This is a genomic window from Streptomyces nigra, assembly GCF_003074055.1.
In the GTDB taxonomy this organism is placed as follows: Bacteria; Actinomycetota; Actinomycetes; order Streptomycetales; family Streptomycetaceae; genus Streptomyces; species Streptomyces nigra.
The window spans coordinates 4,375,138-4,395,133 of the sequence record NZ_CP029043.1 but is presented as its reverse complement, the minus strand read 5'-3'; the positions used below and the strand labels follow the sequence as shown (position 1 = coordinate 4,395,133).

Genomic DNA, 19,996 nt, shown 5'->3' with positions numbered 1-19,996 from the left:
GGTGCGGGGACGGCGACGGTGGGGCGGGTTCGCCTCAGGAGCTCAGGAGCTCACGTGGTGGGGTGCGGGGACCCCGTGCGCAGGGGGAAGTCCGCCCACGGGGTCAGGTCCATGCCGTCGTTCGCCTCGTCGTACCAGCCGGTGCCGTCGAGCCAGGCGCGCAGCCAGTCGGCGAGGCTGGGGGCGTCCACGTACCAGGCGTGAGCGACGTCGTCGGCGTTCGGTTCGAAGAGGAGGACGGGGGCCTCGGGGCTGCGGCAGTCCACGCAGGCGTACATCGCGCAGCCCCAGTGGGATATCGGCAGGACCCCTTCGGGCCAGGGCCAGTCGGTGTCCGTCCGCGCCTCCTCCCGGTTGGCGAGGTACTGCGGGACGGCGGCCGGCTCGCCGGCGGGTGGGTTGTCGAGCAGCGGCAACAGGCCGTACTCCGGGCCGAATCCCCCGTCGCCTATGCGGAGGTAGAGGCCGGCGAGGAGCGGGGGCAGGCTGAAGCCGAGGGCGGCCTCGGCGCGGGCCACGGTGGCCGCGTCCACCGGCTCGGGAAGTGAAGGCCAGCCCCACGGACGGGTGTTGCGGGCCTGGTCCGCCACCCTCGTCAGCAACTGCTCGTTCTCGGTCATGCGTTCATGATGCAGGCCGCCACTGACAACCGGTCGGGCCTGTGGACAACCGGCGGACTGTGGACAATCGGGGCGCCGGGGTGTGGGCAGGCTGGGCGCCACGGTGTGGACGGTCACGGGCGCCGGGGTGTGGACAGTCACGGGCGCCGGGGTGTGGACAGTCACGGGCGGACGGTCCGGCTGCCGCCCCGTCTACCAGGTCGCCGCGAACGGCCTGTCCGTCGGCACGATCTCGCGGCCCAGCGGGAACAGCGACACCGGGATCAGCTTGAAGTTGGCGATGCCGAACGGGATGCCGATGATCGTCACGCACAGCGCGAGGCCCGTGACGATGTGGCCGATGGCGAGCCACCAGCCCGCGAGGACCAGCCACAGGACGTTGCCGACGCACGAGGGCGCGCCCGCGTCATGGCGCTCGACCGTGGTGTACCCGAAGGGCCACAGGGCGTAGACGCCGATGCGGAAGGCCGCGATGCCGAACGGGATGCCGATGATGGTGATGCACAGTACGAGGCCCGCCACCATGTAGGCGAGGAACAGCCAGAAGCCGCTCAGGACGAGCCAGATGACGTTCAGGATGGTCTTCACTGGTGGCCTGCCATCTTCTCGAGTCGGGCGATGCGCTCCGCCATCGGCGGGTGGGTGGAGAACATCTTCGCGAACCCTTGGCCGGGACGGAACGGGTTCGCGATCATCATGTGGCTGGCGGTCTCGATCCGGGGCTCGGGCGGCAGCGGCAGCTGCTTGGTGCCCATCTCCAGCTTGCGCAGGGCGCTGGCCAGAGCGAGCGGGTCTCCGGTGAGCTGGGCTCCGGACGCGTCCGCCTCGTACTCCCTGGAACGGCTGATGGCCAGCTGGATGAGGGAGGCGGCCAGCGGCCCCAGGATCATGATCAGCAGCAGGCCGAGGATGCCGGGTCCGTCGTCGTCGTCCGAGCGGCCGATCGGGATCAGCCAGGCGAAGTTGACCAGGAACATGATCACCGAGGCGAGTGCACCGGCGACCGACGAGATCAGGATGTCGCGGTTGTAGACATGGCTCAACTCGTGGCCGATGACACCGCGCAGCTCGCGCTCGTCGAGGAGGCGCAGGATGCCCTCGGTGCAGCACACCGCGGCGTTGCGTGGGTTGCGGCCGGTCGCGAACGCGTTCGGTGCCTCCGTCGGCGAGATGTAGAGGCGGGGCATGGGCTGACGGGCCTGGGTGGAGAGCTCGCGGACCATGCGGTACAGCCCGGGCGCCTCGAACTCGCTGACCGGGCGGGCCCGCATCGCGCGCAGGGCGAGCTTGTCGCTGTTCCAGTAGGCGTAGGCGTTGGTTCCGAGGGCGACCACGACCGCGATGACGAGCCCCGTCCGGCCGAAGAAACTGCCGATGACGATGATGAGTGCGGACAGTCCCCCGAGGAGGACTGCGGTCCTGAGCCCGTTGTGCCGGCGGTGCACGGTACGCCCTCCAAGTGGTGCGGCAGGGGAACCTCTACTGGTCGTTGTCCGACGCCACCGGTGTCGTGGTGTCACGTCCAGTGGACCCTTCTGTACTGGTCAACGCCAGGCGAAGGTCACGGGTTCCCTGGTCGGCCGCTGCCACGTCTGGGCTGTCCGGGTGAGGGCCCGGTGCACGCGGGCACGCGCGCGTGCCGGGACGGGCGGGGGCCGCAAGGGGCGCGTGTGGGGACGGGCGGGTCAGAACAGCCCGGTGTCGGCGAAGCGCAGGACCAGCTGGGGCGCTCCGGACAGGGCGACCGCGATGACGCCGGTGAGGGCGATCGCGGCGGTCACCGGGGCGGGCGGGAGATGCCTGACCGGCTCGCCCTCAGGGGCGCGGAACAGCAGGGCCGTCCACTGGAGGTAGTAGAAGAGCGCGATCACGACGTTGACCGCCATCACCACGGCCAGCCAGCCCAGACCCGCGTCGACGGCGGCGGAGAATACGGTGACCTTGGCGAACAGCCCGATGATGCCCGGCGGCAGCCCCGCGAGGCAGAGCAGGAAGAAGGCCAGGACCAGGGCGGACACGGGGTTGCGGGCGTACAGGCCGCGGTAGTCGCTGACCCGGTTCAGGGTCTTCGTACGGCCGACCAGTGCGGCCACCGCGAAGGCGCCCAGGTTCACGGCGCCGTACATGAGCGCGTAGGCCACGGTGGAGCCGATGGACCGCTCGGCGTCGCCGGAGTACGCGGCGGCGGCGATCGGCACGAGGAGGTAGCCGGCCTGGCCGACGGAGGACCAGGCGAGCAGGCGCACCGCGCTGTACGCGCGCGTGGCCTGCTGTCGCAGAGCGCCCACGTTGCCGACGGTCATGGTGAGCGCGGCGAGCGCCGCGAGCGCCGGGCCCCAGACGTCGGCGTACGACGGCAGCGCGACGACGGTGACGAGGATCAGGCCGGTGAAGCCGACCGCCTTGCCGACGACCGACAGATAGGCGGCGACCGGCAGGGGCGCACCGATGTAGGTGTCCGGCACCCAGAAGTGGAACGGCACGGCGGCCGTCTTGAAGGCGAAGCCGACGAGGGTGAGGACCACGCCGGTCTGGGTCAGGGTCTGGAGTTGGCCGTCGACGTCCTGGATGCGCTCGGCGAGCCGTGTGAGGTGCAGGGTGCCCGTCGCGGCGTACACGAAGCTGATGCCCATGAGGCTGACCGCTGTGGCGGTGACCGAGGACAGGAAGAACTTCAGGGCCGCCTCGGACGACCTGCGGTCGCCGCGGCGCAGGCCGACCAGGGCGAACGCGGGCAGTGAGGCGACCTCGAGGGCGACGACGAGGGTCGCGAGGTCGCGGGCGGCCGGCAGCAGCGCGGCCCCGGCGGCGGAGGACAGCAGCAGGAACCAGTACTCGCCTTCGGCCAGGTCCTTCCTGGCGTCCTTCAGTGCGGTGACCGAGAGGAGGGCCGCGAGAAGGGCGCCGCCCAGGACGAGGAACTGGATGACGAGGGTGAAGCGGTCCGCGGTGTAGCTGCACACGTCCGGAGCACCGGTGAGGCAGAAGGTGGAGCGGTCGCCGTCCAGGAGGGGCAGCAGCAGGAGCGCGGAGACGGCGAGGCCCGCCACGGAAGCCCAACCGAGCAGGGCCTTCCTGGTCTCGGGGACGAACAGGTCGGCCACGAGGACCGCGAGTGCCACGGCGGCCACGACCGTGGGCGGCGCGATGGCGAGCCAGTCGACGGACTGGACCAGCGACTCGGCGAGGGTGTGGGCCGGGGAGCTCATCGGGTGCCTCCTGCGAGGAGCTGCTGCACGGCCGGGTCGGTGAGGCCGAGGAGGGTCTTCGGCCAGAGGCCTGCGACGACGGTGAGGGCGACCAGCGGCGTCCAGGCCGCGAACTCGTAACCGTGGACGTCGGCGAGCCGCGGCGCCTCCTGCGGGACCGCGCCCATGCACACGCGGCGCACCACGACGAGCAGGTAGGCGGCGGTGAGCAGGGTGCCGAAGGCGCCGATCGCCATGAAGGTGAGGAAGGCCGGGCGGCTGAGGCCGGCGGCGGGGTCGAACGCCCCGAACAGGGCGAGCATCTCGCCCCAGAACCCGGCGAGCCCGGGCAGGCCCAGCGAGGCGACCGCCGCGAAGGCGAGCAGTCCGCCCAGGCGCGGGGCCTTGCCGTACAGCGCCGCGCCGGTCTCCTCGGCGAGGGTGTCGAGGTCGGTCGTGCCGGTACGGTCCTTCAGCGCGCCGACCAGGAAGAACAGCAGGCCGGTGATGAGGCCGTGGGCGATGTTGGCGAACAGGGCGCCGTTCACGCCGGTCGGGGTCATCGTGGCGATGCCGAGCAGCACGAAGCCCATGTGGCCGACGGACGAGTAGGCGATGAGGCGCTTGAGGTCGCCCTTCGCGCCCTGTTTGGCCAGCGCCAGGCAGGCCAGCGATCCGTAGATGATCCCGACGACGGCGAAGGCGGCGAGGTAGGGCGCGAAGTCGGCGAAGCCGTCGGGCGCGATCGGCAGGAGGATCCGCACGAACCCGTACGTGCCCATCTTCAGCAGGACACCGGCCAGCAGGACCGAGCCGACGGTCGGCGCGGCGGTGTGCGCGTCGGGCAGCCAGCTGTGCAGGGGCCACATCGGGGTCTTGACCGCGAGGCCGAGACCGATCGCCAGAACGGCGATGACCTGCACGGATGCGGTCAGTGACCGGCCGTTGTCAGTGGCGAGTGCCACCATGTCGAATGTGCCCGCCTCGAGACCGATCAGGAGCAGGCCGAGCAGCATGACGACGGAGCCGAGCAGCGTGTAGAGGATGAACTTCCAGGCGGCCGCGGCCCGGCCGTCGCCGCCCCAGCGGGCGATGAGGAAGTACATCGGGATGAGGACCGTCTCGAAGGCGAGGAAGAAGAGCAGCAGGTCGAGGACGGCGAAGGTGGCGAGGGTGCCGCCTTCCAGCAGGAGCAGCAGGGCGACGAACGCCTTCGGGGTGGGGCCGGAAGGCATCTTGAAGTACGAGTAGAGCGCGCAGAGGAAGGTCAGCAGCGCGGTCAGGACCAGAAGGGGCAGGGAGATGCCGTCGACACCGAGGTGGATGCGCACGTCGAGTGCGGGGATCCAGCTGATGTCCGTGCCGGCCTGCATCTTCGAGGGCTGGTCATGGTCGAAGCCCAGCGCGAGGACGATCGCGGCGATGAGCACCGCGCCGGTCACGGTCACCCCGTGCCGCAGCACCGCCTGGTCGGGTGACTTCCCCTTCAGCCCGGGCGGGGCGGGCAGGAGGGCGGCGGCCGCGCCGAGGAGCGGCCCGACGACGACGAACGCCAGAAGGAACTGCATCACGGACTCGTTGATATCGATCACGCCTGCTCACGCTCCCGTGGCGACGAGGACGGCGGCGACCGCGAGGACGACGGTGCCGGCGAGCAGCGCGCTCACATAGGTCTGCACATTGCCGGTCTGGGCGCGCCGGACGGCGACGCCGAGCCAGCGGGGAAGGGCGCCGGCGCCGCGTACGTAGGTGTCGACGACCTCGCGGTCGAGGAACCGGACGAGGGCCGCGCCGCCCCGCACGGGCAGGACGAACAGCGCCTGGTACACGGCGTCCAGGTGGAAGCCGACGGCCGCGTGGCGGTGCAGCGGGCCGAGCAGCAGCCTGCCGGGGTCCGCCGGGTCGGGTGCGTAGGCCACTCCCCCGTACACGGGCGCGTGGCTGGCGATGGCCTCCGCCTCGACCTGTCCGGCGTCGCCCTCGGGGTGGGCGACGACCGCGCCGATCGGGACGTCGGCCGCGAGGGAGGTCGTGTGCCGCCAGGCGGCGTAGGTGACGATGCCGCCGATGAGGGCGACTCCGGTGCCGAGGACGGAGGTGGTGAGGGTGGGCGCGAGGTCGTTGCCGTCGAACCAGTCGGGGAGCACGCGGTAGGCGAACGCGCCGACGGCCAGCGAGGGCACGGCGAGCACCCACAGCACCACGGTCATCGTGGCCGGCTGCCTGCCGTGGTCGGGGGCCGCGACGCCGTGGCCGCGGAAGGTGAGCAGCCACAGGCGGGTCGCGTACGCGGCGGTGAGCAGCGCGGTGATCACGCCGGCGATCAGGACGGTCCAGCCGGCGGCGCCCGGGGCGTGCTCGGTGTGGCCGGTGGCGACGTGCTCGGCCGCGCCCAGGACGGACTCCTTGGAGAAGAAGCCGCTGAACGGCGGGATCGCGGCGAGCGCGAGGAGCGCCACGGTCATCGTCCAGAAGGCGTCCGGGACCCGGTCGGGCAGCCCGCTCATACGGGACATGACGGCCAGCGAGTTGGTGCCGGCGGCGTGGATGATCACGCCGGCCGCGAGGAAGAGCAGCGCCTTGAAGGCGCCGTGCGAGAGGAGGTGGAAGACGGCCGCGCCGCGGTCCGCGACGGCCAGGGCACCGGTCATGTAGCCGAGCTGGCCGATCGTCGAGTAGGCGAGGACCCGCTTGATGTCGTCCTGGGCGAGGGCGGCGAGTCCGGAGCCGACCATGGTGACGGCGGCCATCACGGCGAGCACGACCATCGCGGCCTGGGAGGCCTCGAAGACCGGGAGGAGGCGGGCGACGAAGTAGACACCGGCGGCGACCATGGTCGCGGCGTGGATCAGCGCGGAGACGGGCGTCGGACCGGCCATGGCGTCGGGCAGCCAGGTGTGCAGCGGGAACTGCGCGGACTTGCCCGCCACTCCCGCGAGGAGCAGCAGCGCGACGAGGGTCGGGTGGTCGAGGCCTCCGTCCGCGACGGTGCCGAGGATCTCCGTGATCCGGAAGGACCCGGCGTCGGTGGCGAGCGCGAACAGGCCGATGAGGAAGGGGACGTCACCGAGCTTGGTGACCAGGAAGGCCTTGAGGGAGGCGGCGCGGGCCTCCGGGGTCTCCCAGTAGTGGCCGACCAGGAAGTACGAGCAGATGCCCATGATCTCCCAGCCGACCAGCAGCACCATCAGGTCGCCGGAGTAGACGACGAGCAACATGGCGGAGGTGAACAGGGAGACGAGCGCGGCGTACGACGGGTAGCGGGGGTCCTCGCGGAGGTAGCCCGTGGAGTAGATCTGCACGCAGGTCGCGACGACGCCGACGAGTACGGCGACCAGTGCGGCGAAGCCGTCGATGTACAGGGCGAGTTCGATCGGCACCGAGCCCGTGGGCGTGAGCTCGGTGGCGGCGTCGATCACCCGGTTACCGCCCTGGCGCACGGCGACGACGGCGGCGAGCACGACCGAGGCGAGGGTCGGCAGGACGGCGAGGGGCCGGACGAAGCCGGGTGCCGTGCGGCCCAGGAGCAGGCCGGCCGCGGCGCCGAGGAAGGGAAGGAGGGGGACGAGGACGGCGAGGGTGGTCGTGGTCACGCGGTGGCCTCAGCCTTCTCGGCCTGCCCGGCGGCGGGGCTGTCGTGATCGGGGTCGCGGCCCTCGGCGGTGTCGCGGAGCCGGTCGATGTCCGAGGTGCCGCGGTTGCGGTGGACGGCGAGCACGATCGCCAGGCCGATACCGATCTCGGCGGCCGCGATGGTGATCGTGAAGAGGGTGAGGGCCTGACCGGAGTGCAGGGTGTCCTCGGCGGCCCGGCTGAGCCAGACGTCGAAGGCGACCAGGTTGAGGTTGACGGCGTTGAGCATCAGCTCGACCGACATCAGGACCAGGATCGCGTTGCGGCGGGCGAGGACGCCGTACAGGCCGGTGCAGAAGAGCAGCGCGGAGAGCACGGCGGGATACGCGAGATGCATCAGCGGGCGCCTTCCTGGTCGGCCGACTGAGTTCCCTCAGACGCCCCATTTCGCCCGATCGGGTGATTACGGGAATCCGGGACGGATGGGGAACTCCCGGTCGCGGCTCGGGAGTTCACAGGAGGAGAGCCCGGCTCGTCCTTCTCCTTGCGGGACAGGACGATCGCGCCGACCAGCGCGGCGAGGAGGAGGACGGACAGGCCCTCGAAGGGGAGGACCCAGTTCTGGAAGAGGCTCTCGCCGGTGGCCTTGGTGGAGCCGGCGGCGGGACCGTCCAGATCGATCCAGGTCGTGCGGAAGGCGTCGACGACCACCCAGACGAGCGTGACCGCGGAGACGACGGCCACGGCGAGGGCGGCCCAGCGGTTCCCGGAGTCGGCGTCCGGGGAGCGGCCGATGGGAGCCCTGGTGAGCATCAGACCGAACAGAAGGAGGACGACGACGGATCCGACATAGATGAGGACCTGCACCCAGGCGATGAACTCGGCCGTCAGCAGCAGGTATTCGACGGCCAGACCGCCGAGCGCCACCACCAGCCACAGGGCGGCGTGCACCAGCTGCCGGGTGGTGACGGTGACGAGGGCGGCGCCGAAGGTGACCAGGCCGACGAGAAGGAACGTGATCTCGACACCCGTCGGGGAGAGAAAGCCGTGCGTGCCGTTCGACGGGGCCGCGTGAGTGGTCAGGGCGTTGGTGGTCAGGGCGTGCGCGGTGACGGCTGCTGCGGAGAGGCTCACGACTCCCCCTCCTGCGCGTCCTGTCGCGACTCCGCCTGTGCGGCCGTGAGCTTCTCGGCGGTCTTGCGGGCGGCGGCGATCTCCTTGGGCTCCTCGGCACCGGGGTCCAGGGCGGGCGGGGCCGGGACGGTCCACATCCACTCGCGCAGCTTGTCGCGCTCGTGGGTGAGGTCGCGGATGTCGGTCTCCGCGTACTCGAACTCCGGGGACCAGAACAGGGCGTCGAAAGGACAGACCTCGATGCAGATACCGCAGTACATGCACAGGGAGAAGTCGATGGCGAAGCGGTCGAGGACGTTGCGGCTGCGCTCCCGGCCACCCGGGGCCGCCGGCGGGACCGTCTCCTTGTGGGAGTCGATGTAGATGCACCAGTCGGGGCACTCACGGGCGCACAGCATGCAGACCGTGCAGTTCTCCTCGAACAGGCCGATCACGCCGCGGCTTCGGGGCGGCAGGGCCGGCTGGGTGTCCGGGTACTGCGCGGTGACGGACTTCCTCGTCATCGTGCGGAGGGTGACGGCCAGGCCCTTGGCCAGGCCACTGCCGGGGACGGGGGCCATGGTTACTGGATCACCACCTTGACGATGCCGGTGAGGGCGATCTGGGCGAGGGAGAGGGGGACGAGAAGGGTCCAGGAGAGCTTCTGCAGCTGGTCCTCGCGCAGCCGTGGGTAGGTGACGCGCAGCCAGATCACGATGAAGGCGAGGACGGCCGTCTTGAGCAGGGTCCAGACCCAGCCGAGACCGTCGGCACCCGCGGGACCGTGCCAGCCGCCCAGGAACAGGACGGTGGTCAGCCCGCACAGGACGACGATCCCGGCGTACTCGGCGAGGAGGAAGAGAGCGAAACGCCGCCCGGTGTACTCGGTGTAGGCACCGAAGATGATCTCCGAGTCGGCGACGGGCATGTCGAAGGGCGGTCGCTGGAGTTCGGCGAGGCCGGCGACGAAGAAGACGATCGCGCCGACGATCTGCCAGGGCAGCCACCACCACTCGAAGGCGTCGAGGATGCCGACGAGGGAGACCGTGCCGGCCGCCATCGCGACGGAGGCGGCGGTCAGCAGCATGGGGAGTTCGTACGCGAGGAGCTGCGCGGCGGTGCGCAGACCACCGAGAAGGGAGAACTTGTTGGCGGAGGCCCAGCCGGCCATGAGTGAGCCGAGGACGCCGACGCCCATGACCGCCAGGACGAAGAAGATGCCCGCGTCGACGACCTCGCCGACCGCGCCTTCGCCCGGGCCGATGGGGATGGCCAGGAGCACGAGCAGATACGGAAGGAGGGCCACGGCGGGGGCGAGCTGGAAGATCCGGCGGTCGGCGCCGGCCGGGACCACGTCCTCCTTCTGCGCGAACTTCACGCCGTCGGCGACGAGCTGGGCCCAGCCGTGGAAGCCACCGGCGTACATCGGGCCGAGGCGGCCCTGCATATGAGCCATCACCTTGTGCTCGGTCTGGCCGACGAGCAGGGGGAAGGTCAGGAAGACGACGAAGACGATCAGGAGTCGCAGGGTGACGTCGAGAGCGTCGTTCACCGCGGGCCTCCTGCGGGGTCGGTTCCTTCGTCGGGGTGCTCAGTGGGGTGATCGGCGGGCTGATCAGTCTGGTCGTCGGCCGGACCGTCGGGCTGCTCGGCGGTCTCCTCGCCGGGCCGGGGGTCGTCCTGCTGTTCTCCCCGCGCGTTCGATTCCTCGTGCGCGGTCGGTTCGGGGGCCGGTTCCTCGAAGGCCGGGCGGGCGTGGTGCCACGGAGCGTCCGGGCTGCGCGGAGCCCTCGGGGCGGCGGGGGCGCCGGGGCGGGGGCGGCCGCGTCCGGGGCGGGCGTGCCCGGGACGGGGCCGTCGTCCGGGGTGGCCGGAGCCGATGCCTCTCCCTCTCCCTCCGGGGCCGGAGCCGTGGGGGTCGGCGCTTCGGGGGCGGGGCGTTGGCTGGCCGAGCCTTCCGAGGCGCTGCGGGAGCGCCGGGGCGTGGCCGGGGTGCGCTGGGACGCCGAGCCCTCGCTCGCGCTACGGGCGCGGCGGGCCGAGGGCGCCGTGGTGCCGGGCTCGGCCGGGGCCCCGGCTTCCGCCCCGGCGACCGGGGCCTTGGACCCAGTGCCGGCGACCGGGGTCTGGGCCTCGGCTCCCGCTCCGGTGGCCGGGGGCTGGGCCTCAGCTCCGGTGGCCGTGGGCGGGGCGTCCGCTCCGGTGGCCGTCTGACTCGCCGAGCCCTGGGATGCCGTACGGGTGCGGCGGGGACGGGTGCCGGCGGCGGGGGCGGCCTCCGTCGGGGCGCCCGGCTGGGTCGCCGAGCCTTCGGCGGCGGAGCGGGTGCGGCGTACGGGGCGTTCTCCGGCCGTGCGTCCGGCGGCCCTGGCCGGGCGGGCCGGGGCGGGCGGGAGCTGGCCCTTGAGCGGACCCCACTCGTTGGGGTCGGGCACGCCGGGCGGGAGCATCTGGCGGCGCTTGGGGCCGCCGTGCTCGGACTCGCCGGGCTCCTTGGCGCCCGGCCACGCCTTGGCGACGCGGGCGGCCAGGACGAAGTCCTTGCGGAGGGGGTGGCCTTCGAAGTTCTCGGGGAGGAGGAGGTGGTCGAGACCGGGGTGGTCGGTGAACTCCACGCCGAACATCTCGTGGGTCTCGCGTTCGTGCCAGGTGGCGCCGGCGTAGACGCCGACGGCGGAAGGGAGGGTCGGCGACTCGTGCGGGACGGTCGTACGGACCAGGAGACGGCGGACGGGACCGAGAGCGGCGACGTGGGCGGCGACGCGGAAGCCGGTGCCGGGTTCGTCGACGGCGCTGAGCCAGTCGAAGTAGGTGCAGCCCAGGGTGTCGCGGGCGGTCTCCAGGGCGGTGATCCAGGTCGCCGGGGGCACGTCGACCGTGAGGACGTCGTAGGACTCCTCGGCGGTGGCCTCCGGGCCGAACAGTTCCTCGGCCGGGGCGGGCAGCCAGCCGATCGTCGTCATCGCCGGGCCTCCCGGGCATCGGGTCCGGCGTCGGTGCCGGCGTCACCGTCGGCCGCTCGAGTGCCCGGCGTCTGCGGACCCCGTACAAGGCCGCTCTGGAGGGCGGCCGTGGACGGGCGGGAGGTGGCGTAGCGGTCGGCCAGCGACTCCTGGGCGATCTTCTCCTGGAGCTTGAGGATGCCCTGGAGGAGCGCCTCGGGGCGGGGCGGGCAGCCGGGGACGTAGACGTCGACGGGGATGATCTGGTCGACGCCCTTGGTGACGGAGTAGGAGTCCCAGTAGGGGCCGCCGCAGTTCGAGCAGGCGCCGAAGGAGATGACGTACTTCGGCTCGGGCATCTGCTCGTAGAGCCGCTTCACCGCGGGCGCCATCTTGTCGGTGACCGTGCCGGAGACGACCATCAGGTCGGCCTGGCGCGGACCGGGCGCGAACGGGATCACGCCGAGCCGGATGAAGTCGTGGCGGGCCATCGACGCGGCGATGAACTCGATGGCGCAGCAGGCGAGGCCGAAGTTGAAGACCCAGAGCGAGTAGCGGCGGCCCCAGTTGAGGATCACCTTCATCGGCTCCGGGGCCAGGCGGGCGAGCGCGCCCAGCCGCTTCGGCTCCGGCAGCAGTACCGGCTGCTCGTTGGTGTCTGGCGTCACGTCCATGCCAGGACGCCCTTCTTGTATGCGTAGAGCAGGCCCACGGCCAGGAACCCCAGGAAGACGAACATCTCGACGAGCGTGGTGGCGCCATAGCCCGGGGCGGCGAAGACCGTCGCCCAGGGGAAGAGGAAGATCGAGTCGATGGCGAAGATCACGTAGAGGAAGGCGTACACGTAGTAGCGGACCTGGGTGTGGGCCCAGCCCTCGCCGACGGGGTCGACGCCGCACTCGTAGGTGAGGAGCTTCTCGGGTGTGGGGACCACGGGTCGCAGCAGGCGGCCCGCGCCGAAGGCGACGGCGACGAACAGCACGCCGACGACGGCCAGCAGCCCGACGACCGAGTAGGACTGGAAGTAGTCCGCCGAGACGACGACGTCATACGCATCCGCCGCGACGACGACGGTCTGTTCCGACACGTCCGTCCCTCGCTCCCTGACCTCGTGACCGATGTCCCAGGACCAGGCTCCACCCCGTCCGGGGCCAGTGTCCTGCGACGCGTGATCTCGTGAACAGTGCCGTGAACGTCGCTGTCGACGCTGTTCGACGATCTGTACGCACGGGAGTCTAGGCCCTGCTAAAGACACCGTAAGCAGCCCGTCACGCCTTGGGTTCCCGCAGGGAGGCGAGGAGCGTGCTCCTCGAGGCGGCGAGAAGCGTCCCGCGAGCCTGCGGCGGATGCCCGGAGGTGGGGTTTTCCCCAGGGCGTGGAGGCGGTCCACTCCATGGCGCGCGGGCGGCGCGCGCGGCACGCTAACCCATATGACCGAACGCCCCACCTCCTCGCAGCCCTCCTCGCGGGACGCCTCCGGGCCGTCCGACGGCACGCAGCCACCGCTGCCGCCCGCCCGTTTCGCCTATGACCGGCACACCTGGAAGGAGATCGCGCACCTGCTGGCGAACTTCCCGGTGTCGCTGGTGGGCTTCATCTATGTGGTGACGGTGTTGTTCACCAGTGCCGGGTTGACGGTGACGGTGATCGGGTTCCCGTTGCTCGCGGGCGGGCTGATGGGCGCGCGGCAGCTGGGCAAGCTGGAGCGGGCACGCGCGCGTGCGCTGCTCGGGGTGCGGGTGGACGAGCCGAGCAGGCTGCCGCTGCACGGCGGGAAGGACGGTTTCTTCCCGCAGCTGTGGCTGGCGCTGAAGGACCCGGTGGGCTGGCGGACGGTGCTGTACGACTTCATCCGGCTGCCGTGGGGCATCCTCACGTTCGTCATCACGCTGACGTCGTTGTTCGTGCTGTGGCCGGTCCTGCCGTTCATCGCGCGGGGTCTGTCGAACGCGGACCGGGCGATGGTGCGCGGGCTGCTGTCGCCCTCCGACGAGCTGGAGCGCCGTATCGCCGAGCTGGAGTCGGACCGCGGCGTCGTCGTCGACACGGCGGCCGCCGATCTGCGCCGTATCGAGCGCGACCTGCACGACGGGGCGCAGGCCCGTCTGGTCAACCTCGCCATGGGGCTGGGTCTGGCCAAGGAGAAGCTGCTGGAGGACCCCGACGCGGCGGCGGAGATGGTCGCGGAGGCGCACGGCGAGGTGAAGCTGGCCCTGCAGGAGCTGCGCGATCTGGCGCGCGGCATCCATCCGGCCGTCCTGACCGACCGGGGCCTGGACGCCGCCCTGTCGGCGGTCGCGTCGCGCTGCACGGTGCCGGTGAAGGTGACCGTGGACCTGCCGGCGAGGCCGGCCGAGGCCATCGAGGGCATCGCCTACTTCACGGTCTCCGAGCTACTGCAGAACGTCAGCAAGCACAGCGCGGCGGCGTCCGCGTCGGTGGACGTGTGGCGCCGGGACGACCGGCTGCTGATCCAGGTGCGGGACGACGGGCGTGGTGGTGCGCGCCTGGACGGCGGCACGGGGATGCGCGGGCTCGCCGACCGGCTGGGCGCCGTGGACGGGCTGTTCGTCGTCGACTCCCCCGACGGCGGCCCCACGACGGTGACGGCCGAGCTGCCGTGGCGGCCGCGTGCCGCGACCCAGGGGTAGGTCCACCCAGGGACGGCCCGGGGGTAGGGAAAACCCCCCGTCCAAGAGGCCGACGGTCTCCATGGTCCGGGCACGCGGGGTCGAGGAGGGTGGAGGTACGACGGCACAGCCTCGCACGGGGGCTGAGGGACGAGGAGAACGGACGACGCCGATGGCCACGGAGTACGGACAGGGTTACGGGCACGGGCTCGGCCACCCCGGGCACGGGTTCCCCGAGCACGGTGAGCGGCGGCACCGGATGCCGGCCGTGCTGCGCGCGCCGTTCGCGGCACGCACCTGGCGGGAGTTCGGCTACGTCCTGCTGGGTCTGCCGATCAGCATCATGCTCTTCGTGTACGCGGTCACGATGGTGTCGCTGGGGGCGGGCCTGCTGGTGACGTTCCTCGGTGTGCCGGTGCTGGCGGCGGCCCTGGCCGGCTGCCGGGGCTTCGCCGCGCTGGAGCGGGTGCGCGCCCGTGCCCTGCTCCACCTGGACGTGGGCGACCCGGAGCCGTTGCGGACCCGCTCGGGCGGCTTCATGGCGTGGGTCGGCGCCGTGCTGAAGAGCGGGACGTCGTGGCGGTCGGTGCTGTACGCGGTACTGCACTTCCCGTGGGCGGTGTTCTCCTTCTCCGTCGCGGTCAGCCTGTGGACGTACGGGTGGGCGCTGCTGACGTATCCGCTGTGGTTCTGGGTCTTCCCGGTCTGGGCGGGGCAGGACGGCCTGCAGCTGTTCGGCGACGAGACGCACAGCATCTACCTCGACAACCCGTTCGAGATCACCGTCACCGCGCTGGTCGGGCTGGTGTTCACGCTGGCCACGCCGTGGATCATCCGGGCGCTGACGACGGTCGACCGGGTGATGGTGCACGGTCTGCTCGGGCCGTCGCAGCTGGCCACGCGTGTGGTGGAGCTGGAGTCGGACCGCGGGGTCGTCGTGGACACCGCCGCAGCCGATCTGCGCCGCATCGAGCGTGACCTGCATGACGGGGCGCAGGCCCGCCTGGTGGCCCTGGCCATGGATCTGGGGCTGGCCAAGGAGAAGCTGACGGAGGACCCGCAGGCGGCGGCACGGATGGTCGACGAGGCCCACGGCGAGGTGAAGACGGCCCTGCAGGAACTGCGCGATCTGGCCCGCGGCATCCACCCGGCGGTCCTGACCGATCGCGGTCTGGACGCGGCCCTGTCGGCGGTGGCGTCGCGGTGCACGGTGCCGGTGGAGGTCCAGGTCGATCTGGAGCAGCGCCCGGTGCCGGCGATCGAGGGCATCGCGTACTTCACGGTCTCCGAGCTGCTGCAGAACATCAGCAAGCACGCGCGGGCCACCTGGGCGTCGGTGGATGTGTGGCGGGTGGAGAACCGGCTGATGCTCCAGGTCGTGGACAACGGCGTCGGCGGCGCCGACGTGTCCGCCGGCTCGGGTCTTGCGGGGCTCGCGGAGCGGCTCGACGCGGTCGACGGCATCCTCGTGGTCGACTCGCCGCAGGGCGGCCCGACCCGTGTGACGGCGGAGCTGCCCTGGCGGACCGTCTGAAGCGTTCCACAGCCGTCCCCGCATCGGTGGGGTGACAAGTGAGGATCCGGCTCCGGATGTTCGGGGCCGGATCGCCGTGTGCGGGTTGTCCACAGGCCCCCTCCGAGCGAGCCGCACGCGGGATACTGAGGTCGCGAGGACATCAGGGCCGGGGGATGCCCGGCCGATTCCCAGGGCGCGGGGGGCCGAGGATCGTGGAGGACAGGGTGCGGGTGGTCATCGCCGAGGATTCGGTGCTGCTGAGGGAGGGACTGACGCGGCTGCTGACCGACCGCGGGCACGACGTGGTGGCGGGTGTCGGGGACGGTGAGGCGCTGATCAAGACCATCACGGAGCTGGACGCCCAGGGCGAGCTGCCGGACGTGGTGGTCGCGGACGTACGGATGCCGCCGACGCACACGGACGAAGGGGTGCGGGCGGCCGTGCAGCTGCGCAAGGCGCACCCCGGTCTGGGGGTACTCGTCCTCTCGCAGTACGTGGAGGAGCGGTACGCCACAGAGCTGCTGGCCGGGTCCAGCCGCGGGGTCGGCTATCTGCTGAAGGACCGCGTCGCGGAGGTCAGGGAGTTCGTGGACGCCGTGGTGCGGGTGGCCCAGGGGGGTACGGCCCTCGACCCGGAGGTCGTGGCCCAGCTGCTGGGCCGCAGCCGCAAGCAGGACGTGCTCGCCGGGCTCACTCCGCGGGAGCGGGAGGTGCTCGGGCTGATGGCGGAGGGCCGGACCAACTCGGCGATCGCCCGGCAGCTGGTGGTGAGCGACGGAGCCGTGGAGAAGCACGTCAGCAACATCTTCCTCAAGCTCGGGCTGTCCCCGAGCGACGGGGACCACCGGCGGGTCCTCGCGGTCCTCACCTATCTGAACTCCTGACGTCTCCGGACTCCTGACATGACCGGTCTCCTGACGTGACCGGACGCCTGACCTGTGCGAACTCCCGACGCGGCCCGTCGGGAGTTCGGGTCGGCGGGAATCGGGTCGGCGGGAATCGGCCGAGGGATTCCCACAAGGGTTCGGTCAGGGGTTCGATAATCGGACGGCAATCGAACGGCAACCGAAGGAAGAAGTCGCAGCGTCTTCACGTTCAGCACCGGGGGGCTTGTGAATCATGGGGAGCAAAGGCGGGGCGCGGTTTCATCATCGAGTCCGTCATGCGAATGGCCCCGGGAGAGCGACCTTTGCGGACGTAGGGTTGATCCTGGGAAGGCTTGCGGGAAGGCCAGCCCAGACAGCCGCCTCGAGGGAGGTCCAGTTCAGTGACCAGCCAGGTCAGTAGCCCAGCGGAGCAGGCCGACGAAGCCGTCGTGGGAGAGCAGCGCAAACCGGCAGGGACGACGAAGGACGTACGCCGGCTGGATCGGGTGATCATCCGTTTCGCCGGGGACTCGGGCGACGGTATGCAGCTCACCGGGGACCGCTTCACCTCGGAGACGGCGTCCTTCGGCAACGATCTGTCGACCCTGCCGAACTTCCCGGCGGAGATCCGGGCCCCCGCCGGCACGCTGCCGGGCGTGTCGTCCTTCCAACTGCACTTCGCCGACCACGACATCCTGACCCCGGGCGACGCGCCGAACGTGCTGGTCGCGATGAATCCGGCGGCTCTCAAGGCCAATATCGGCGATCTTCCGCGCGGGGCGGAGATCATCGTCAACACGGACGAGTTCACCAAACGGGCGATGCAGAAGGTCGGCTATGACACCTCGCCCCTGGAGGACCGGTCCCTCGACGGTTACAGCCTTCACCCGGTGCCGCTGACGACCCTCACGGTCGAGGCGCTGAAGGAATTCGACCTCACCCGTAAAGAGGCCGAGCGCAGCAAGAACATGTTCGCGCTGGGCCTGCTCAGCTGGATGTATCACCGGCCCACGGAGGGCACGGAGAAGTTCCTGAAGTCGAAGTTCGCCAAGAAGCCCGATATCGCGGCCGCCAATATCGCCGCCTACCGCGCGGGCTGGAACTTCGGCGAGACGACGGAGGACTTCGCCGTCTCCTACGAGATCGCCCCGGCGACGAAGGCGTTCCCCGTCGGCACCTACCGGAACATCTCCGGGAACCTCGCCCTGTCGTACGGCCTGATCGCGGCGTCCCGGCAGGCCGACCTGCCGCTGTACCTGGGGTCGTACCCGATCACCCCGGCCTCGGACATCCTGCACGAGCTGAGCCGGCACAAGAACTTCGGCGTACGCACCTTCCAGGCCGAGGACGAGATCGCCGGGATCGGGGCGGCGCTCGGCGCGGCCTTCGGCGGTTCGCTCGCGGTGACCACGACGTCCGGTCCGGGTGTGGCCCTGAAGTCGGAGACCATCGGGCTCGCCGTGTCGCTGGAGCTGCCGCTGCTGGTCATCGACATCCAGCGCGGCGGTCCCTCCACCGGTCTGCCGACGAAGACCGAGCAGGCGGACCTTCTGCAGGCGATGTACGGGCGCAACGGCGAGGCACCGGTCCCGGTGATCGCCCCCTGCACCCCGGCGGACTGCTTCGACGCGGCCTTGGAGGCGGCCCGGATCGCGCTGACGTACCGCACACCCGTGATGCTGCTGTCGGACGGCTATCTGGCGAACGGCTCCGAGCCGTGGCGGATCCCGGAGGTCGACGAGCTGCCGGATCTGACGGTGCAGTTCGCCCAGGGGCCGAACCACACCCTGGACGACGGCAGCGAGGTGTTCTGGCCGTACAAGCGCGACCCGCAGACGCTCGCCCGCCCGTGGGCGGTCCCGGGCACGCCGGGTCTGGAGCACCGCATCGGCGGCATCGAGAAGGAGGACGGCACGGGCAACATCTCGTACGCTCCCGCCAACCACGACTTCATGGTGCGCACCCGCCAGGCGAAGATCGACGGCATCGAGGTCCCGGACCTGGAGGTCGACGATCCGCACGAGGCGACCACGCTGGTGCTGGGGTGGGGATCGACGTACGGCCCGATCACGGCGGCGGTCCGCAGACTGCGCACCGCGGGTGAGTCGATCGCGCAGGCCCATCTGCGGCATCTGAACCCGTTCCCGCGCAACCTGGGCGCGGTGCTCGCACGGTACGAGAAGGTGGTGATCCCCGAGATGAACCTCGGGCAGCTCGCCACCCTGGTCCGGGCGAAGTACCTGGTGGACGCCCACTCGTACAACCAGGTCAACGGCATGCCGTTCAAGGCGGAACAGCTCGCCAAGGCTCTGAAGGAGGCCATCGATGCCTGAGACGTCCCCGGAAGGCACGGGCACGATCGAGGCGCTCTCGCTCATCCCCAAGGCCACGGCCCGCCAGTCCATGAAGGACTTCAAGTCCGACCAGGAGGTGCGCTGGTGCCCCGGCTGCGGTGACTACGCGATCCTCGCCGCGGTGCAGGGCTTCATGCCGGAACTGGGCCTGGCCAAGGAGAACATCGTCTTCGTCTCGGGCATCGGCTGCTCGTCGCGCTTCCCCTACTACATGAACACGTACGGGATGCACTCCATCCACGGGCGGGCGCCCGCGATCGCGACCGGGCTCGCGACCTCGCGCCGCGATCTGTCGGTGTGGGTGGTCACGGGCGACGGTGACGCGCTGTCCATCGGCGGCAACCACCTGATCCACGCCCTGCGCCGCAACGTCAACCTCAAGATCCTGCTGTTCAACAACCGGATCTACGGTCTGACGAAGGGGCAGTACTCCCCGACCTCCGAGCTCGGCAAGATCACCAAGTCGACGCCGATGGGTTCGCTGGACGCACCCTTCAACCCGGTGTCGCTCGCGCTCGGCGCCGAGGCGTCGTTCGTGGCGCGCACGGTCGACTCGGACCGCAAGCACCTCACGCAGGTGCTGCGGGAGGCGGCCGCCCACCAGGGGACGGCGCTGATCGAGATCTACCAGAACTGCAACATCTTCAACGACGGCGCCTTCGAGGTGCTGAAGGACAGACAGCAGGCGGAGGAGGCGGTGATCCGGCTGGAGCACGGGCAGCCGATCCGCTTCGGGGGTGGGGGCACCTCCCGCTCGAGCGAAGCCGAGAGTGGGGGAGGTTCGCGGGGTGTCGTGCGGGACGCCGCCACGGGTGATCTGAAGGTCGTGACGGTGACCCCGGAGAACGAGTCTCGGATCCTGGTCCACGACGCGCACTCCGCGTCCCCGACGACGGCGTTCGCCCTCTCCCGGCTGGCCGATCCGGACACCCTGCACCACACGCCGATCGGGGTGTTCCGCGCGGTGGACCGCCCGGTGTACGACACGCTCATGTCCGAGCAGCTCGACACCGCGATCGATCAGAACGGCAAGGGTGATCTGGCGGCGCTGATGGCCGGCGGCGACACCTGGACGGTCGTGGGCTGACCTCGGCCGGGTCATGATCGTGTGGCTCGGGGGCGGTCGGGAGCGTGTGCTCCGGGCCGCCCCCTTGCTGTTCCGTGGCGCCGCTGCTGTTTCGTGGGACCTGGTGC

Annotated in this window: 17 protein-coding genes and 1 pseudogene; 5 read left to right on the top strand and 13 right to left on the bottom strand. The window is 71.0% G+C overall.

All coding sequences use genetic code 11. The annotated features are described in order from the left end of the window. Positions 1 to 50 precede the first annotated feature (50 nt). The 13 genes and pseudogenes from DC008_RS20445 to DC008_RS20385 all read right to left on the bottom strand — a co-directional run bounded on the left by DC008_RS20445 (position 51) and on the right by DC008_RS20385 (position 12,523). Positions 51 to 620 (bottom strand): SMI1/KNR4 family protein, encoded by a 570-nt coding sequence (locus DC008_RS20445; protein WP_108708217.1) that lies wholly within the window; start codon positions 618 to 620, stop codon positions 51 to 53. Between the two features lie 192 nt (positions 621 to 812). Next, positions 813 to 1,208: a YccF domain-containing protein gene (locus tag DC008_RS20440; protein ID WP_108708216.1), complete on the bottom strand. Its 396-nt coding sequence runs from the start codon at positions 1,206 to 1,208 to the stop codon at positions 813 to 815. After that, positions 1,205 to 2,065, bottom strand: coding sequence for a zinc metalloprotease HtpX (htpX, locus tag DC008_RS20435; protein ID WP_108708215.1), 861 nt, complete (start codon positions 2,063 to 2,065; stop codon positions 1,205 to 1,207). The genes DC008_RS20440 and htpX overlap by 4 nt, the downstream gene beginning before the upstream one ends. A 240-nt stretch (positions 2,066 to 2,305) precedes the next feature. Then, entirely contained in the window at positions 2,306 to 3,829 is a 1,524-nt protein-coding gene (locus DC008_RS20430) for an NADH-quinone oxidoreductase subunit N (protein ID WP_108708214.1), read from the bottom strand. Beyond that, positions 3,826 to 5,400, bottom strand: a complete 1,575-nt coding sequence (locus DC008_RS20425) for an NADH-quinone oxidoreductase subunit M (RefSeq protein WP_108708213.1) — start codon at positions 5,398 to 5,400, stop codon at positions 3,826 to 3,828. The genes DC008_RS20430 and DC008_RS20425 overlap by 4 nt, the downstream gene beginning before the upstream one ends. 6 nt (positions 5,401 to 5,406) lie before the next feature. After that, the gene (locus DC008_RS20420; protein ID WP_108708212.1) at positions 5,407 to 7,401 is read right to left on the bottom strand and encodes an NADH-quinone oxidoreductase subunit 5 family protein; all 1,995 of its coding nucleotides are present in this window, start codon (positions 7,399 to 7,401) and stop codon (positions 5,407 to 5,409) included. Further along, a complete protein-coding gene (gene nuoK, locus DC008_RS20415) occupies positions 7,398 to 7,778 on the bottom strand; it encodes an NADH-quinone oxidoreductase subunit NuoK (protein ID WP_108708211.1) in 381 nt (126 codons plus the stop codon). The genes DC008_RS20420 and nuoK overlap by 4 nt, the downstream gene beginning before the upstream one ends. Continuing rightward, positions 7,778 to 8,515 (bottom strand): NADH-quinone oxidoreductase subunit J family protein, encoded by a 738-nt coding sequence (locus DC008_RS20410; RefSeq protein ID WP_382112886.1) that lies wholly within the window; start codon positions 8,513 to 8,515, stop codon positions 7,778 to 7,780. The genes nuoK and DC008_RS20410 overlap by 1 nt, the downstream gene beginning before the upstream one ends. After that, positions 8,512 to 9,075, bottom strand: coding sequence for a NuoI/complex I 23 kDa subunit family protein (locus DC008_RS20405; RefSeq protein ID WP_108708210.1), 564 nt, complete (start codon positions 9,073 to 9,075; stop codon positions 8,512 to 8,514). The genes DC008_RS20410 and DC008_RS20405 overlap by 4 nt, the downstream gene beginning before the upstream one ends. A 2-nt stretch (positions 9,076 to 9,077) precedes the next feature. Further along, on the bottom strand, positions 9,078 to 10,046 hold the full coding sequence (locus DC008_RS20400) for a complex I subunit 1/NuoH family protein (RefSeq protein ID WP_108708209.1): 969 nt from the start codon (positions 10,044 to 10,046) through the stop codon (positions 9,078 to 9,080). Further along, positions 10,043 to 11,457 (bottom strand): annotated as a pseudogene (locus DC008_RS36565) (NADH-quinone oxidoreductase subunit C). Before DC008_RS36565 ends, DC008_RS20400 begins: the two are co-directional and overlap by 4 nt. After that, positions 11,454 to 12,110: an NADH-quinone oxidoreductase subunit B gene (locus DC008_RS20390; protein WP_108708208.1), complete on the bottom strand. Its 657-nt coding sequence runs from the start codon at positions 12,108 to 12,110 to the stop codon at positions 11,454 to 11,456. The pseudogene DC008_RS36565 and the gene DC008_RS20390 overlap by 4 nt, the downstream one beginning before the upstream one ends. Then, positions 12,101 to 12,523: an NADH-quinone oxidoreductase subunit A gene (locus DC008_RS20385; protein WP_055622584.1), complete on the bottom strand. Its 423-nt coding sequence runs from the start codon at positions 12,521 to 12,523 to the stop codon at positions 12,101 to 12,103. Before DC008_RS20385 ends, DC008_RS20390 begins: the two co-directional genes overlap by 10 nt. Positions 12,524 to 12,866: 343 nt before the next feature. On the opposite strand from DC008_RS20385, the gene DC008_RS20380 reads away from it, so the two are divergent. From DC008_RS20380 to DC008_RS20360, 5 genes are all read left to right on the top strand, one after another. Continuing rightward, a complete protein-coding gene (locus DC008_RS20380; protein WP_108708207.1) occupies positions 12,867 to 14,087 on the top strand; it encodes a sensor histidine kinase in 1,221 nt (406 codons plus the stop codon). Between the two features lie 151 nt (positions 14,088 to 14,238). Further along, positions 14,239 to 15,600 carry a sensor histidine kinase gene (locus DC008_RS20375; RefSeq protein WP_108708206.1) on the top strand — a complete coding sequence of 454 codons (1,362 nt, stop codon included), beginning with the start codon at positions 14,239 to 14,241 and terminating at the stop codon, positions 15,598 to 15,600. A gap of 155 nt (positions 15,601 to 15,755) precedes the next feature. Then, complete coding sequence (locus DC008_RS20370; protein WP_247689225.1) at positions 15,756 to 16,466, top strand: response regulator transcription factor; 711 nt, start codon at positions 15,756 to 15,758, stop codon at positions 16,464 to 16,466. 383 nt (positions 16,467 to 16,849) lie between these two features. After that, the gene (locus DC008_RS20365; protein ID WP_108708205.1) at positions 16,850 to 18,781 is read left to right on the top strand and encodes a 2-oxoacid:acceptor oxidoreductase subunit alpha; all 1,932 of its coding nucleotides are present in this window, start codon (positions 16,850 to 16,852) and stop codon (positions 18,779 to 18,781) included. Further along, on the top strand, positions 18,774 to 19,889 hold the full coding sequence (locus DC008_RS20360; protein WP_108708204.1) for a 2-oxoacid:ferredoxin oxidoreductase subunit beta: 1,116 nt from the start codon (positions 18,774 to 18,776) through the stop codon (positions 19,887 to 19,889). Before DC008_RS20365 ends, DC008_RS20360 begins: the two co-directional genes overlap by 8 nt. Positions 19,890 to 19,996: the final 107 nt, after the last annotated feature.